Below are 15,030 nucleotides of genomic sequence, written 5' to 3'. Positions count from 1 at the left end.
CCATGCAGTGCTGACGGGCAAAACAAGGCCCGGGGCGCGCGTTGCACGGCCCCGGGCCTGCGCTGACTACAGGTTGGCGGCTTCTTGTGCCAAAGCCCGGGCTTTCTCGTAGTTGGCCTTGGCTTGGCTATTCCATTCGCCCTGGATCTTTGACAGCTTCTGGCTTATGTCCGCGTCTTTCTTGTTGCCCGCGAAAACCGCCAGGAGGTCGGGAGATTTGACTTGCTCCGAATCCAGCAGGGGCGTCCATGCCAGTTTCTTTGCCTGGGCGAGAGCTTCTTTTGCTTTTTCGCTGGGGGCATTGCCCAGCTTGGCTTCAGCGTCATAGATGGCTTTGCTGGCCTGCTGCAGGTCGGCGTGCCGGAACGTGATGGTTTGATCAAACAACGATTGCACGATGTAGTAGCGGCTTTGGGAGAGATCCACATCGAACTGCACCTTGCTGCGCTTGGCGATTTCGCCCGGGTCGGGATAGCCTTCCGGAATGTTGCCCAGTTTGCTGTAGGGCAGGACCGGCAGGCGGGATATCTCGGGCTTCAGCAGCAGCTCCTGGCCTTCCTTGCTCAGCGTGTATGCAATGAATTTCTTGCCTTCAGCCGTATTCCGGGCGCCAGCAATCAGTGCGATATTGGCCGGAACGATTGCGGTCTCTTCCGGGTAGATGAACTCGACGGGAAACTTGGAGTACTTGCTGGACAGTCCAAAGAAATCGATGACCGGACCTGCGCCGAATTGGCCGTTATTGACCCCGTCGGGTACGCCGAACGAGCGGTCGGTTATGGCGGCGCTGTTCCCCGCCATGCGGATCAGGGTGTTCCATCCCTTGTCCCATCCTTCGCCTTGCAGAATTGTTTCGACGGTCAGGTGCATGGTGCCGGACCTGGACGGCGATGTGATGCCGACGTTGCCATACCATGCCGGCTCAAGCAGATCGACCCATGAGCCGGGTGGGGCAAGCTTCTTGGCCTTGATGAGACGGGTGTTGTACATAATGCCATAGCCTGCCAGCGCCTGGCCCAGGAAGAAACCGCCAGGGTCGTTGATGGGAAAGCTGCCTATCTTGGCCGGTACGTCCGGATTTGCAATGTCGGTGGCCTTTTCCAGCAGATTCGCCTGGGCAAGCACTTCGAATGCGTCGGGAGCGCTGGCCCAGAAGACTTCGGGACGCTTGCCGGCGTCGGTCTCGCGTACATAGGCGATGCCGGAGACCGTGTTCTTGTTGAGTATTTCCAGCTTGATGTCGGGGTTGGCTTTCTCGAAGGCCGACTTGTACGCTTGGGTCAGTTCCTTGGGAAACGAAGTGATGACGGTAACCGTTCCGGCCATTGCCGGTGCTCCCGCCAGAAGCAGCAAGGCCGTCAACAAAGGCTTGATTTTCTTTTTCATGTTTTTGTCTCCATAAGGTTTGTGGATGATCGCAACATAGGCAATGCGGCCATTTCCGTCCAATCACATTTTTTAATGTGGGCGATAAGCCATAGGCGACGGCATCACTTCAGAGGGAAAACGTTAGTACTTCTTGCCGCTCGACGGCCTGCGCCCGTACACTCTCGCCACGGTAAAACCGCCGGGCATGTCACGGGACAGCCCCACAACCTTAGAACAAGGCCTTTTTTATGTCGAACTCTTATTTTCCACGCTGGCGCAAAGTGCAGGGTGGTGCCCATGGCGTTGTCGTGCAGCCGGACGAGTGTCTTTCCTTGCCCCAGAATATCGCCATGGGGGCCCAGCATGTGGTGGCCATGTTCGGCTCAACCATACTTGCACCCTTGTTGATGGGGTTCGATGCCAATGTGGCCATCCTGATGTCCGGCATTGGTACGTTGATATTTTTCTTCTTTGTCGGCGGACGCGTTCCAAGTTACCTCGGCTCCAGCTTTGCCTTCATCGGCGGTGTCATCGCGGTAACGGGCTACGCGGGCTCAGGGCCGAACGCCAATATAGGCGTGGCGCTCGGCGCCATTATCATTTGCGGCCTGGCCTATACCGTTATTGGCTTGCTGGTGTGGTGGATGAATGCCCGGTCCGGAGGCGCTGCGAACTGGATAAATCGCTGGATGCCTCCGGTCGTGACCGGCGCCGTCGTTGCCGTCATAGGCTTGAACCTGGCGCCCATCGCCGCCAAGGGCGCCATGGGCGGTTCCACGTTCGACGCGCTTATGGCACTCATGACTGTGCTCTGCGTGGGCGGCATTGCGGTCTATACCCGCGGCACGACGCAGCGTTTGCTCATTTTGGTTGGATTACTCCTGGCCTGCGTCATCTATGCTGTTCTGGCCAACGGGCTGGGTCTGGGACCTGCTATTGATTTCAGCGGGGTATCGAGCGCCCCATGGCTCGGCCTGCCCAATTTTTCGGCACCGGTATTCGAAGCCCACGCCATCAGCGTGATTGTTCCGGTCGCCATTATCCTGGTGGCCGAGAACCTGGGCCATATCAAAGCAGTCAGTGCCATGACGGGGAAAAATCTTGACGTATATCTGGGTCGCGCCTTCGTGGGCGACGGCGTGGCCACTATGCTGTCCGGAGCCGTGGGCGGCACCGGAGTCACTACCTATGCCGAGAATATCGGCGTCATGACTGTTACGCGCATTTATTCGACCCTGGTATTCGTATTTGCTGCATTCATGGCCATATTGCTTGGCTTTTCGCCCAAGTTCGGCGCCCTGATCCAGACCATACCCGGACCGGTGCTCGGCGGCATGTCGCTGGTCGTATTTGGCTTGATCGCGGTGGCCGGGGCGCGTATATGGGTCGTCAACCAGGTCGACTTCACCGATAATCGCAATCTTATCGTCGCGGCGGTTACGCTGATACTGGGAGCTGGAAACTTTTCCTTGCAGTTCGGCGCGTTCAGGCTCGACGGCATTGGAACTGCCACGTTCGGCGCCATCATCCTGTACGCGCTGCTTCGCATCGGCTCAGGCTCGAAGGCAGCGGCAACCCCCTAGAGCTCCTGGGGGGCTTGCAATTTTTCCGCAGTTTGCCGACAATACACCTATACCCCCGGTTTGGGCACAGGCCGGGGTTTGTTTTTGAGCTAGACCCAGGCGTTGTTTACAGCTATAACAAACCAACGCTTCCTTTAGTTCGCACAAGACGGTCCAAACTGTCTCACCAATTCAATACTAGGCGCTCCTTGTGAGGAGCGTCTTTTTACTTTTTATCCAGGAACATTATGTCTGCGATACCGTTGACAGCACGCGGCGCTGAGCGCTTGCAAGCCGAGCTACATCGTTTGAAAACCATTGAACGGCCTGAAGTCATCAATGCCATTGCCGAGGCCCGGGCCCAGGGCGACCTTTCCGAGAACGCCGAGTACGACGCTGCGCGCGAACGTCAGGCCTTCGTGGAAGGACGCATCAAGGAGCTCGAAGGCACATTGTCCAATGCGCAAATCATCGACCCCGCAGCCCTCGACGTAGAAGGAAGAGCCGTGTTCGGCGCCACGGTGGAAATCGAAGATCTGGAATCGGGCGAGCGCGTCACCTATCAGATCGTGGGCGATGTCGAGGCCGATATCCGCGCCAACCTCATTTCGGTGTCAAGCCCGGTCGCGCGTGCGCTGATCGGCAAAAGCGAGGGTGATGTCGTTTCGGTCAGGGCTCCTGCCGGAATCCGCGAATTCGAAGTGTTGAACGTCAGCTATTTGTAATGTTGTGATTCAACAGGCGGGCGTCTCCGCCTGCTGAAGGTACAATATGCGACGCAAAAGAAAAGCCCATGCAACATGTGTTTGCGATGGGCTTTATAATGTCCGCGCACAAATCAGCGTTTAGCCGGGCCCAACGAGCGCCGGGCGCCAGCGCGTAGCGACATTGCGCTGCCGGCTCGCCGGGGTATTGCGTGAGCCGGACGAGCCGGCGCTGCTGCACCGGCGCGTTTCGCACGTGGCGGTGCCGATTCAAGTCTTTCGGCCTTGCGGGCCTTACGCAGTGCTTTTTCAGTGCGCCGCGTACGGGTCCCCCCGGTGGCCGCCAGCTTCTTGGGGGTATGTGGCTCTGAAGGCTTGCGTGTGGCGCGGGTCGCATTCTCGGCTTCGGTCTTGGCGCGTATTGCCGCCGTGTCAGGCCGATAGATGATCAGGGTTTTACCCAGATGATGAACTACCGCACACGACAAGGTCTCGCATATGGAGTCGAGCATGGCAACGCGTGCGTCTCGATCGTCGCCTGAAACGCGCACCTTGATAAGCTGGTGCGCATTCAGATTAAGATCGATTTCTTTAAGCACCGATTCGGATAAACCCCGGTCTCCAATCAGTACGACCGGACGCAAAGGGTGGGCTGCGGCGCGAAGTGCGCTGCGCTCTTGGGAAGTAATGTCGAGTTTTGGCATAATGAGATTGTACGGTAATGGCCAAAAATAAATTCTCTAAAGAATGGGTTCAGCAGCATATAAATGATCCCTACGTCAAAATGGCGCAACAGAAAGGGTATCGCGCCAGGGCGGCATTCAAGCTGACTGAAATCCTGGATACTGAAAAGCTGATGCAGCACGGCGACATTGTGGTTGACCTGGGCTCGGCGCCGGGAAGCTGGTCGCAAGTGGCGCGCGAACGCATGGTTGGCGCAGGCGGTGTCATAGACGGCCGCATCATTGCGCTGGACATGCTGCCCATGGAACCCATAGCCGGAGTCGAGTTCATTCTGGGCGACTTTCGTGAAGACTCCATACTAGATCAATTGAAAAATATGCTCAATGGGCAGCAAGTGGATCTTGTGATTTCCGATATGGCCCCCAACTTATCAGGCGTGAGTTCGGCCGATTCAGCTAGAATTCAGCATGTATGCGATTTGGCCCTCGATTTTTCCTGCCACCATCTGCAGCCAAATGGCGCGCTTATCGTCAAGGCTTTCCATGGCAGCGGATTCTCTCAAATCGTGGAATCATTCAAACAACGTTTTCATCGCGTGGTCGAGCGTAAACCCAAGGCTTCGCGCGTCAGGTCCTCGGAAACCTTTCTGGTCGGACGGCGTCTCAAGTCGTAGGGGTTTGACAAACACGATTCTTTCTATCGAGTAGAATGAGTCATTGATATGCTTGTTTTGCTGCCGCAGTTGCGGGGGTCCGGCAAGTGGTAGTTACAAGTGGAGGTTGGCTTTGAACAACTCGTTTTCCAAGGTTGCGATCTGGATGGTGATCGCGTTGGTCCTGTTTACTGTTTTCAAGCAGTTTGACGGCCGCGCAACCACCACCGAGAGCGTAACTTACACTCAATTCATGAGCGACGCCCAGGCGGGCCGCATCAACAAGGTCGACATCCAGGGAGACACCCTTTATGTAACGCCCGATGCCGGCCGCCCGTACAGTCTTACGTCGCCCGGCGACCTGTGGATGGTGCCTGAACTGGTCAAGTCCGGGGTAGAGGTCTCCGGCAAGGCTCGCGAAGAACCCTCATTCCTGGCCAGCCTGTTCATTTCCTGGTTCCCCATGCTGTTGCTTATTGGGGTGTGGATATTCTTCATGCGCCAGATGCAGGGCGGCGGCAAGGGCGGGGCCTTCAGCTTCGGAAAGTCACGCGCACGCATGATGGACGAAAACACCAATCACATCACGTTTGCCGATGTGGCCGGGTGTGACGAGGCCAAGGAAGATGTCCAGGAGCTCGTCGACTTCCTGCGTGACCCCACCAAATTCCAGCGCCTGGGTGGCCGTATCCCGCGCGGCGTTCTTATGGTTGGTTCGCCGGGTACTGGTAAAACGCTGTTGGCCAAGGCCATAGCCGGCGAAGCCAAGGTTCCTTTCTTCAGTATTTCGGGTTCCGATTTCGTCGAAATGTTCGTCGGTGTGGGCGCTGCCCGCGTGCGCGACATGTTCGAGAACGCCAAGAAGCAGGCACCGTGCATCATCTTTATCGATGAAATCGACGCCGTTGGACGCCAACGCGGCGCAGGCCTGGGCGGCGGCAACGACGAACGCGAGCAAACGCTGAACCAGTTGCTGGTTGAAATGGATGGTTTTGAAACCGGCCAGGGCGTACTCGTTATTGCAGCGACCAACCGTCCCGACGTGCTCGATCCCGCCTTGCTGCGTCCTGGGCGCTTCGATCGCCAGGTCGTGGTCTCGCTGCCCGATATCCGTGGCCGCGAGCAGATCCTGAAAGTGCACATGCGCAAAGTGCCCTTGGCCACCAATGTCGATGCCATGATCCTGGCTCGCGGTACCCCGGGCTTTTCAGGCGCCGACCTGGCCAACCTGGTCAACGAAGCCGCCTTGTTCGCCGCGCGACGCAGTGGTCGCACGGTTGAAATGAACGACTTCGAAAAAGCGAAAGACAAGATCATCATGGGTGCCGAGCGCCGCTCGCTCATCATGCCCGAAGAAGAGCGCCGCAATACGGCCTACCACGAGTCCGGCCACGCGCTGGTTGCGCGCAGCCTGCCCAAGACCGATCCGGTGCACAAGGTAACCATCATTCCTCGCGGCCGTGCACTGGGTGTCACGATGCAATTGCCCGACACCGACCGCTACAGCATGGACAAAGAGCGTCTGCTCAACACCATTGCCGTGCTGTTCGGGGGGCGTATCGCTGAAGAAGTCTTCATGAACCAGATGACCACCGGCGCATCCAACGACTTCGAGCGCGCCACCGCCATTGCTCGCGATATCGTTACGCGCTACGGCATGACCGACTCACTCGGGCCTGTCGTGTACGCCGAGAACGAAGGCGAAGTCTTCCTTGGCCGCAGCGTCACCAAAACGACGCATGTATCCGAAGCCACCATGCAGAAAGTCGATCAGGAAATTCGCGCCATCATAGACCAGCAGTACACGGTGGCCCGCAAGATCATTGAAGACAACCGCGAGAAGATGGAAGCCATGACGGCTGCCTTGCTCGAATGGGAAACCATCGATGCGGAACAGATCGAAGACATCATGCAAGGGCGTCCCCCGCGCGCACCACAGGTCGTAGCGTCGCAAAACGACACGCCCGACAGCCCGCCGCCGGCCGCCGGCCTGACGTCGGCTGGGGGCAACGCTGCCACTACGCCTGTATAAGGTTCGGCGCCTGCTGCCTGGTCATCCAGGCAAGCAGGTTCCGGTATCACACCGATGAGCTCAAACCTGGTTTGTGGGCGCTTCGAGCTGACACTCGAGCGCCCTTTGGTTATGGGGATCGTCAATGTCACCCCAGACTCCTTTTCGAACATCTCCACGCATCATTCCCCGGATTTCGCCATTGCGCATGCAAGGCAACTCATTGCCGACGGCGCCGATATCCTGGACATTGGCGGCGAGTCCACACGTCCCGGCGCCGAGCCGGTGTCCGCGGCCGACGAACTTCAACGCATCCTTCCGGTTATCGACGGGTTGCTTGATGCGGGCGTTCCTTTATCTGTCGACACCTTCAAGCCCGAGGTGATGCGTCGCGTGCTCGATGCCGGCGTGGACATGATCAACGACATTTATGGGTTTCGGCGCGAGGGTGCGATCGAGGCGGTGTCGGATTCACGCTGCGGCCTGTGCGTCATGCATATGCAGGGCGAGCCGACCACCATGCAACGGGCGCCGCGCTATGACGACGTCCTGCACGAGGTGCACGATTTCCTGCACGAGCGTGTCCAGGTCATGCGCGATGCGGGTATTGACCGGGGCCGCATTATTCTTGATCCTGGCTTTGGCTTCGGGAAAACGCCGCAGCAGAACTATTTGATGTTACAGCGCCTGGGCGATATCGACGGCAAGGGCTACCCGTGGTTGATCGGCGTGTCGCGCAAGTCCATGATCGGCCACGTCACAGGCCGTTTGCCGGCGGATCGCCTGGGCGGCAGCGTCGCCGCCGCATTGGCCGCGGTGGCGCGCGGCGCGCATATCATCCGTGTGCACGATGTCGCTGCGACCGTGGATGCGGTAAAAGTATGGCAAGCAATAGAAACAGGGAAATTCATATGACAGATCGCAAGTATTTTGGTACAGACGGCGTCCGTGGCGAAGTCGGCGGGCCCACCATCAACGCAGAGTTTGCACTGCGGCTGGGCTACGCGGCGGGGCGCGTGCTGGCCCGCCAGCAACCGGGGCGTGGACGCCCAGCGGTTGTAATCGGCAAAGACACGCGGATTTCGGGCTATATGCTTGAGTCCGCCCTTGAAGCCGGCTTGTCAGCGGCGGGTATCGATGTGCTGCTTGCCGGCCCTATACCGACCCCGGCAGTGGCTTACCTGACGCGTGCCTTACGGCTGGTGGCGGGTGTAGTAATCAGTGCCTCGCACAATCCTTACCAGGATAACGGTATCAAGTTCTTCTCGGCGCAGGGCATGAAGCTGGACGATGACATCGAGGCCGAGATAGAAGCGGCCATCGACGAGCCCCTGGGTTGTGTCGGTTCGGAAGCGCTGGGGCGGGCCCGTCGTATCGACGACGCCGCTGGGCGTTACATTGAATTCTGCAAAAGTACCTTTCCCAACGAGCTGGACCTGTCCGGGGTCTCCATCGTGGTCGATGGCGCTCACGGAGCCGCCTATAACATTGCGCCGCATGTATTCCGCGAATTGGGCGCCGAAGTGTTTGCCATCGGGTGCCAGCCGGACGGCTTCAACATCAATGAAGGCGTCGGCGCCATGCACCCCGAACACCTGGCGGCGGAAGTGCAGGCGCGGGGGGCGGATCTTGGAATAGCGCTCGACGGGGATGCTGACCGGTTGCAAATGGTCGACGGTTCGGGTCGCATTTATAACGGCGACGAGCTGCTCTACGCGATCGTGCGAGATCGTATGACACAGGGACGGGTCGACGGCGTCGTGGGTACGCTCATGACCAATTTTGGATTCGAGAAACAAATGCAAGCCTTGGGTGTCGGGTTTGAACGCGCCAAGGTTGGTGATCGCTATGTGCTCGAGAGCATGCAGAAACGTGGCTGGCTCTTCGGCGGCGAAAGTTCAGGCCACCTGTTGTGTCTGGATTGCCACACTACCGGCGATGGCATTATTGCTGCCTTGCAGGTGCTTACGGCCATGAGCCGCAGCGGCCAGAGCCTGTCCGATCTTGTCGCGGATTTGAAAATGTATCCGCAGAAAATGGTCAATGTGCCACTGGCGCCGGACGTGCAATGGCAGACCCATGCGGGTTTGCAAGCTGCCAAGGAAAAGGTCGAGCGCGAATTGAATGGCAGGGGCCGTGTGCTGATAAGGGCATCCGGTACCGAGCCCAAGCTGCGTCTTATGGTGGAAGCAGAGGAAACGTCCTTGGCCGAAGACGGCGTGCAGCAACTGGTTGACGTGGATTTGTCCAGTAAATAAGCCAGGCATCAAAAACCTGAAATATTCGGCACGCATAATCGTGGCATCTTTACAGGAGCCACACTATGTTCGAGCTTGCACGTACCCAACCGGAAGCAGTCAGAAATGCCATTTGGCCGGCACCTTCGGCCGGGGGCCTGGTTCTGGGACTGGCCCGCAGTAATGAAGAGCTGGAGGCGATACAGCGCCTGCGCTATCAAGTGTTCACCGAGGAAATGAATGCGGTGTTTCCGGATAGCGTCGACGGCCTGGACATCGACCACTACGACACCTGGTGCGAACACCTCATGGTCCGGGAAGCCGATACGGGCCGTGTGGTCGGAACGTATCGCCTGCTCACGCCAGCCAATGCGAAGAACGCAGGCGGCTATTATGCGGAGTCCGAGTTTTACCTGGCCGGACTGGGCGACCTGGAGCAGGAAATTGTTGAAATTGGACGCTCGTGTACGCATGCTGATTATCGCAATGGCGCGGTTATCATGCTTCTTTGGTCCGGCATTGCCAGCGTGGTGCAGCAATTGGGCCTGCGCTACGTGCTGGGCTGTGCCAGTGTCAGTCTGCGCGACGACGGCGCGGCTGCCGCCGAGGTATGGCGCAGGGCGCGGGACACGCTGGCGGCCAACCCCGATCTGCCCCGCCTTGTTCCACGTCATCGTTATCCGGTTGAACGCCTTGATGACGTGCTGCCGGCCCGGGTACCCGCATTGATCAAGGGTTATTTGAAGGCCGGCGCGAAAATTTGTGGCGAACCGGCCTGGGATCCTGACTTCAATACTGCGGATTTTCCTGTATTGCTGGATGCGCAACGCATGGATGCCCGTTACCGCCGGCATTTCGGCATGCGGTAGGCTCGAGAGCTATCAGGTCGGATTCAGTTCAAACTCGAATCCGGCCTTGTTCCATTCGCGTTTTTCGGCCTGTAGCGAGAACTCGGTAAGAGGGTGCTTCTGCAGCCATGACTCGTCGGCATTGACACGAATGCTGTGGCCATTGGCTTGTATCGAAATTGGCATGGGCTCCCGATCATCCCGCCGCCGTGACAACAGCACGGCCAGCCGCAGGCAGAATAAGGTAAGCCATTTGTCACGGGAGGGATCGCGTGCTTGAAGCTTGCCGAGTTTGCCTTGATGGCCCAGCGCGAACAAGGACAGCATGATCTGGTCGTCGTTCGAAAAACCCGGCATGTCGGCATGTTGAAGAATGTAGGCGCCATGCTTGTGATAATCGTCATGGGCGATGCTGATTCCGATTTCGTGCAGATCGGCAACCCATCCCAAGGTGCGCTCCAGTTCTTGTTTGTCAGGCCCGTCCGGCAGTCCCAGCTGTGAAAAGAAACCCAGCGCGGCACGCTTGACGCGAGCGGATTGCTTGAGGTCCACATGGTAGCGCTTCATGAACTGGCGCACGGTTTCATCACGCTTATCGTGCTGCGAATCGCGTCCCAGCAAATCGTACAGGACGCCGACGCGCAGGGCGCCTTCGCCGGGAAGCATCAATTTTATCTTGAGCTCGTGGAACGCCGCCATCATGATGGCAAGGCCGCCGGGCAGGACGAGTGAACGATCATGTTTCAGGCCGGGCAGCTCGCTCATGATTACCTTGCCGTCTTTAACGAGCTTGGCCTTCAGCTTCTCCATTCCTTCCAGGGTAATGCCTTTCTTGGACATGCCTCCTTCCATCAATACCGCCAGCAAGCCTTTGGCGGTGCCCGATGATCCATAAGCTTCTTGCCACCCGGTTCTGCGGTATTGCCCCGAAATCGTTTCGAATTCGCGCCGCGCGGCGAACTGGGCCTGTTGCATTCTGGATTCTGTAATGCGCCCGTCGACGAAGAACTGGCGCGTATAGCTCACACACCCCATGAAAAGGGACGACATATGCAGGGGCTGAAAGCCCTTGCCGATGATGACCTCCGTGGATCCTCCACCGATGTCTATCATGAGCCGCCGGTTGGCGGACGGCGGAAGCTCGCTGGTGATGCCCGAGAAGATGAGCCGCGCTTCTTCCTGCCCCGCGATGACTTCGATGGGAAAACCCAGGGCCGCTTCGGCACGCGGCAATATTTCGGCCACGTTGCGGGCGATGCGGAAGGTATTCGTCGCCACGGCGCGCACGCGGTTCGGGTGGAATCCGGCCAGGCGTTCCCCGAAGCGTTTCAGTATGGTGATGGCGCGTTCGATGGCCTCTTCATTGATGACGTTGTCATCATCGAGGCCAGCCGCCAGCCTGACTGACTCCTTGAGGCGGTCGATGGCGTAGATCTGAGCGATGCCATCCTGTTGTACGACGCGTCCGATTGAAAGGCGGAAACTGTTGGATCCGAGGTCAACGGCGGCAAGAAGGTGGTCCATTAGGGCTGTTTCTGGGTGAGTACCTTGCGATTATAAGGACCTCGCCGGGCACTGCGGCCCGCAAGCGGCGTAATTCGTTAAAAAACAGCGATAATTGCTTTTCCTGGGCAGAAACGAGAACTTCTTTGGGGCTGTCACATAACGGTAAGAAAAATGAAGTAAAAGATTGGGTCAACTTTTCGCACGGGCTTTCCTTTATATGCTTCCTTCGTTGTCTGATCCCACATTGCTGAATCGGGAACTGTCCCTGCTTAAGTTCAACGAGCGGGTTCTTGCCATGGCCGAGAATCCCGCTACACCGCTGCTTGAACGACTGCGCTATCTCTGCATTGTGAGTTCCAACCTGGACGAGTTCTTTGAAATTCGGATTTCAAGCCTGAAAGAGCAACAGCGCCAGAATCCGGGTCAGGTCGGCGCCGACGGCTACACGCCCGGTGAAGCCTTCGAACGCGTACACGTCGCGACCCACGAACTGGTCGACCGGCAAAACAGCCTGCTCACCAACGACGTACTGCCCAAGCTCAGAAAGGAAGGCATTGCGCTACTGGATCCCTGTGACTGGAGCGAAGAACTGCTGGCTTGGGCACAGGCGGGCTTCCATCGCGAAGTCATGCCCATGCTTACTCCCATCGGTCTGGATCCAGCCCATCCGTTTCCCCGGGTCTACAACAAGAGCCTGAACTTTATCGTCTCCCTGCACGGCCAGGATGCCTTTGGACGCAGTGCGTCTATCGCCATTGTCCAGGCGCCGCGGGCTCTGCCCCGGGTCATCAAGGTGCCTGCCGAGGTTTGCGGCATACCTCATGGCTATATATTGCTGACCGCGCTGATCAGCGCGTTCGTTGCCGAACTGTTTCCGGGTCTTGATGTAAAAGGCTGCTATCAGTGGCGCGTAACCCGCAACAGCGACCTGTTCGTGGACGAAGAAGAAATTACCAATTTGCGACTGGCCCTGCAGGGGGAGCTTTCACAGCGCAATTTCGGGGCGGCGGTACGGCTGGAGATCGATCATGTCATGCCGCCGACGCTGGCTACCTTCCTTGAAAAAGAATTCCAGTTGTCGCCCCAGGACACCTATCGCGTCAGCGGGCCGGTAAACCTGTCGCGCCTGATGCAGCTATGCAATGTGGTCGATCGTCCCGAGCTGCTGTTTGCGGACTATCGACCCAAGATGCCGCCGCCTTTCGACATGGTGGCGGACAAACCCATCGAATTATTTGGTGCCATTGCCGAAAAAGACCACTTGCTGCATCATCCGTACCAGGCATTTCAGCCGGTACTCAACTTCCTGACCGCCGCGGCGCTGGACCCGTCCGTGGTCGCCATCAAGCAAACTATTTATCGCACCGGCGAAGACTCCGAACTCATGCGTTTGCTGGTGGCAGCCGCCAAGGCGGGCAAAGAGGTGACGGTGGTCGTGGAACTCATGGCGCGCTTTGATGAACAGACCAATATAAACTGGGCGGCCAAACTCGAGGAAGTGGGGGCGCACGTCAGCTACGGCGTGGTCGGGCACAAGACTCATGCCAAGATGTCGCTGGTACTGCGGCGCGAGAACGGGCACATTCGGCGTTACGGGCATTTGGGTACTGGCAACTACCACCCGCGTACCGCACGGCTGTACACCGATTTCGGCCTGCTTACCGCCGACCAGAAGCTGTGCGAAGACATGGATAAAGTGTTTTCCCTGCTGACTGGGTTGGGCGCAAGACGTCCCTTGAAGCTGCTGCTTCAGTCGCCCTTTACCATGCACGAGACCATGGTGGCGCTTATCCGGGGCGAAGCGGTCAATGCCAAATCCGGCAAAAAGGCACGCATCATGGCAAAGATGAACTCCTTGCTGGAACCGATAGTCATCGAGGCCCTGTACAAGGCCAGCCAGGCGGGCGTAAGAATCGATTTGATCGTGCGGGGCGCGTGCGCCTTGCGGGCCGGGGTACCGGGCTTGTCGGAAAACATCCGGGTGCGCTCCATTATCGGCCAATTCCTGGAGCACTCGCGTGTGTTCTACTTTTACAACGACGGCGCCGAAAACGTTTACCTATCGTCCGCCGACTGGATGGACCGCAATTTTTTCCGGCGTGTCGAAGTCAGCTTTCCGGTGCTCGACAAAGTACTGAAGCGGCGAGTCATCAACGAATCGTTCACGTATGCCTTGCGCGACAACCAGTTGGCCTGGCGCGCCTTGCCCAATGGTTCCTACGTGAAGGTGAAAGGTCGCGGCAAGCCGTTCAACCTGCATCATCACCTTATGACACAGCTTGGTTCGTGAATAACATTGGTTACTGTCACGAACATGTCATATTGTGTACTTAATATAGCGTCTGTGCAGGGTTAGCCTGCCTTAACAAGTACAGGTCAAGAGGATTTCTCTATGTTCAAACGCGTTTTATTACAGGTTTCGGTCGGCGTCGCTTTTGCTGCGGCTTCTCTGACGGCCCATGCTGCCGACATTACCGGTGCAGGCGCTTCGTTTCCGTATCCTATCTATGCAAAATGGGCTGCCCAATACCATAAAGAAACCGGTAATCGGATCAACTATCAGTCCATCGGTTCGGGTGGTGGGCAACAACAGATCATTGCCAAGACAGTCGATTTCGGCGCGTCCGATGATCCAATGAAGGCCGATGCCCTTGAAAAGGACAACTTGTTCCAGTTTCCCGCCATTGTCGGTGGAACGGTTCCTGTCATCAACGTCGCCGGTATCAAGCCCGGCGAGCTCAAGCTCACGGGCCCTGTGCTTGCCGATATCTTCCTGGGTAAGATCACCAAATGGGATGACGCGGCAATCAAGGCCATGAACCCCGATTTCAAGCTGCCCAGCGCCTCCATTATTGTTGTTCATCGCTCAGACGGATCGGGCACAACGTTCGGCTGGACCAATTATCTGTCCAAGGTATCTCCCGCCTGGAAAGAACAGGTCGGCGAAGGCAAGGCAGTAAAGTGGCCCACCGGCCAGGGCGGCAAGGGTAACGAAGGCGTCGCCGCCTACGTTCGCCAGCTCAAGAACTCGATCGGCTACGTCGAGTATGCCTATGCCAAGCAGAACAATCTGTCCTGGACCCAGCTCAAGAACAAAGACGGTCAATTTGTCCAGCCTACGCAAGCCGCATTTGCCGCCGCGGCCGCCAATGCCGATTGGAAAAGCGCACCCGGAATGGGCGTAGTGCTGACCGAAGAGCCCGGTGCCGAATCCTGGCCTGTAACGTCGGCCAGCTTCATCTTGGTCCACAAGAAGCAGGACAAGCCTGAAAACGGCAAGGAAACGCTTGCTTTCTTTGACTGGGCGTTCAAGAAGGGCGGCAAGATGGCCGAAGAACTCGACTATGTTCCCATGCCTGCCAGCGTCACCGACCAGATCGCCGAAGCGTGGAAAACCGAGATCAAGGCCGCTGATGGCAGTGCTATCTGGAAGTAACGGGTAAAATCGGATCTCCGGT

The 15,030-nt window shown here is 57.8% G+C and carries 12 protein-coding genes; 9 read left to right on the top strand and 3 right to left on the bottom strand.

Features of this window, described 5'->3' with window-relative positions; genetic code table 11:
- Positions 1–66: 66 nt before the first annotated feature.
- Positions 67–1,386: an ABC transporter substrate-binding protein gene (locus tag CR159_RS04135; RefSeq protein WP_102072733.1), complete on the bottom strand. Its 1,320-nt coding sequence runs from the start codon at positions 1,384–1,386 to the stop codon at positions 67–69.
- A gap of 230 nt (positions 1,387–1,616) precedes the next feature.
- On the opposite strand from CR159_RS04135, the gene CR159_RS04130 reads away from it, so the two are divergent.
- Positions 1,617–2,951: a solute carrier family 23 protein gene (locus tag CR159_RS04130; protein ID WP_102072732.1), complete on the top strand. Its 1,335-nt coding sequence runs from the start codon at positions 1,617–1,619 to the stop codon at positions 2,949–2,951.
- 227 nt (positions 2,952–3,178) lie between these two features.
- Positions 3,179–3,655 (top strand): transcription elongation factor GreA, encoded by a 477-nt coding sequence (gene greA / locus CR159_RS04125; protein WP_102072731.1) that lies wholly within the window; start codon positions 3,179–3,181, stop codon positions 3,653–3,655.
- 113 nt (positions 3,656–3,768) lie between these two features.
- Here the strand turns inward: greA and CR159_RS04120 are convergent, their stop codons facing one another.
- Positions 3,769–4,338 (bottom strand): YhbY family RNA-binding protein, encoded by a 570-nt coding sequence (locus CR159_RS04120; protein WP_102072730.1) that lies wholly within the window; start codon positions 4,336–4,338, stop codon positions 3,769–3,771.
- 17 nt (positions 4,339–4,355) lie between these two features.
- Here CR159_RS04120 and CR159_RS04115 point away from each other — a divergent pair, with 17 nt between their 5' ends.
- The 5 genes from CR159_RS04115 (at position 4,356) to CR159_RS04095 (ending at position 10,087) form a co-directional block, all read left to right on the top strand.
- A complete protein-coding gene (locus tag CR159_RS04115; RefSeq protein WP_102072729.1) occupies positions 4,356–4,991 on the top strand; it encodes an RlmE family RNA methyltransferase in 636 nt (211 codons plus the stop codon).
- A gap of 112 nt (positions 4,992–5,103) precedes the next feature.
- The gene (gene ftsH, locus CR159_RS04110) at positions 5,104–7,002 is read left to right on the top strand and encodes an ATP-dependent zinc metalloprotease FtsH (protein WP_102072728.1); all 1,899 of its coding nucleotides are present in this window, start codon (positions 5,104–5,106) and stop codon (positions 7,000–7,002) included.
- Between the two features lie 54 nt (positions 7,003–7,056).
- Positions 7,057–7,896 (top strand): dihydropteroate synthase, encoded by an 840-nt coding sequence (folP, locus tag CR159_RS04105; protein WP_102072727.1) that lies wholly within the window; start codon positions 7,057–7,059, stop codon positions 7,894–7,896.
- Positions 7,893–9,239 carry a phosphoglucosamine mutase gene (glmM, locus tag CR159_RS04100; protein WP_102072726.1) on the top strand — a complete coding sequence of 449 codons (1,347 nt, stop codon included), beginning with the start codon at positions 7,893–7,895 and terminating at the stop codon, positions 9,237–9,239. Before folP ends, glmM begins: the two co-directional genes overlap by 4 nt.
- A gap of 65 nt (positions 9,240–9,304) precedes the next feature.
- Entirely contained in the window at positions 9,305–10,087 is a 783-nt protein-coding gene (locus CR159_RS04095; protein WP_102072725.1) for a GNAT family N-acetyltransferase, read from the top strand.
- Between the two features lie 12 nt (positions 10,088–10,099).
- On the opposite strand, the gene CR159_RS04090 is transcribed toward CR159_RS04095, so the two are convergent.
- Complete coding sequence (locus CR159_RS04090) at positions 10,100–11,590, bottom strand: Ppx/GppA phosphatase family protein (protein ID WP_102072724.1); 1,491 nt, start codon at positions 11,588–11,590, stop codon at positions 10,100–10,102.
- A gap of 199 nt (positions 11,591–11,789) precedes the next feature.
- Between CR159_RS04090 and ppk1 the strand changes: the two genes are divergently transcribed.
- Both ppk1 and pstS read left to right on the top strand, forming a co-directional pair.
- A complete protein-coding gene (ppk1, locus tag CR159_RS04085) occupies positions 11,790–13,862 on the top strand; it encodes a polyphosphate kinase 1 (protein WP_102072723.1) in 2,073 nt (690 codons plus the stop codon).
- A gap of 102 nt (positions 13,863–13,964) precedes the next feature.
- The gene (gene pstS / locus CR159_RS04080) at positions 13,965–15,008 is read left to right on the top strand and encodes a phosphate ABC transporter substrate-binding protein PstS (protein WP_102072722.1); all 1,044 of its coding nucleotides are present in this window, start codon (positions 13,965–13,967) and stop codon (positions 15,006–15,008) included.
- Positions 15,009–15,030 lie beyond the last annotated feature (22 nt).

This window comes from Pollutimonas subterranea, assembly GCF_002849655.1.
Lineage (GTDB): Bacteria > Pseudomonadota > Gammaproteobacteria > Burkholderiales > Burkholderiaceae_B > Pollutimonas > Pollutimonas subterranea.
Note: the sequence above shows the minus strand (reverse complement) of the source record. Positions and strands in the feature narration are given on the sequence as shown.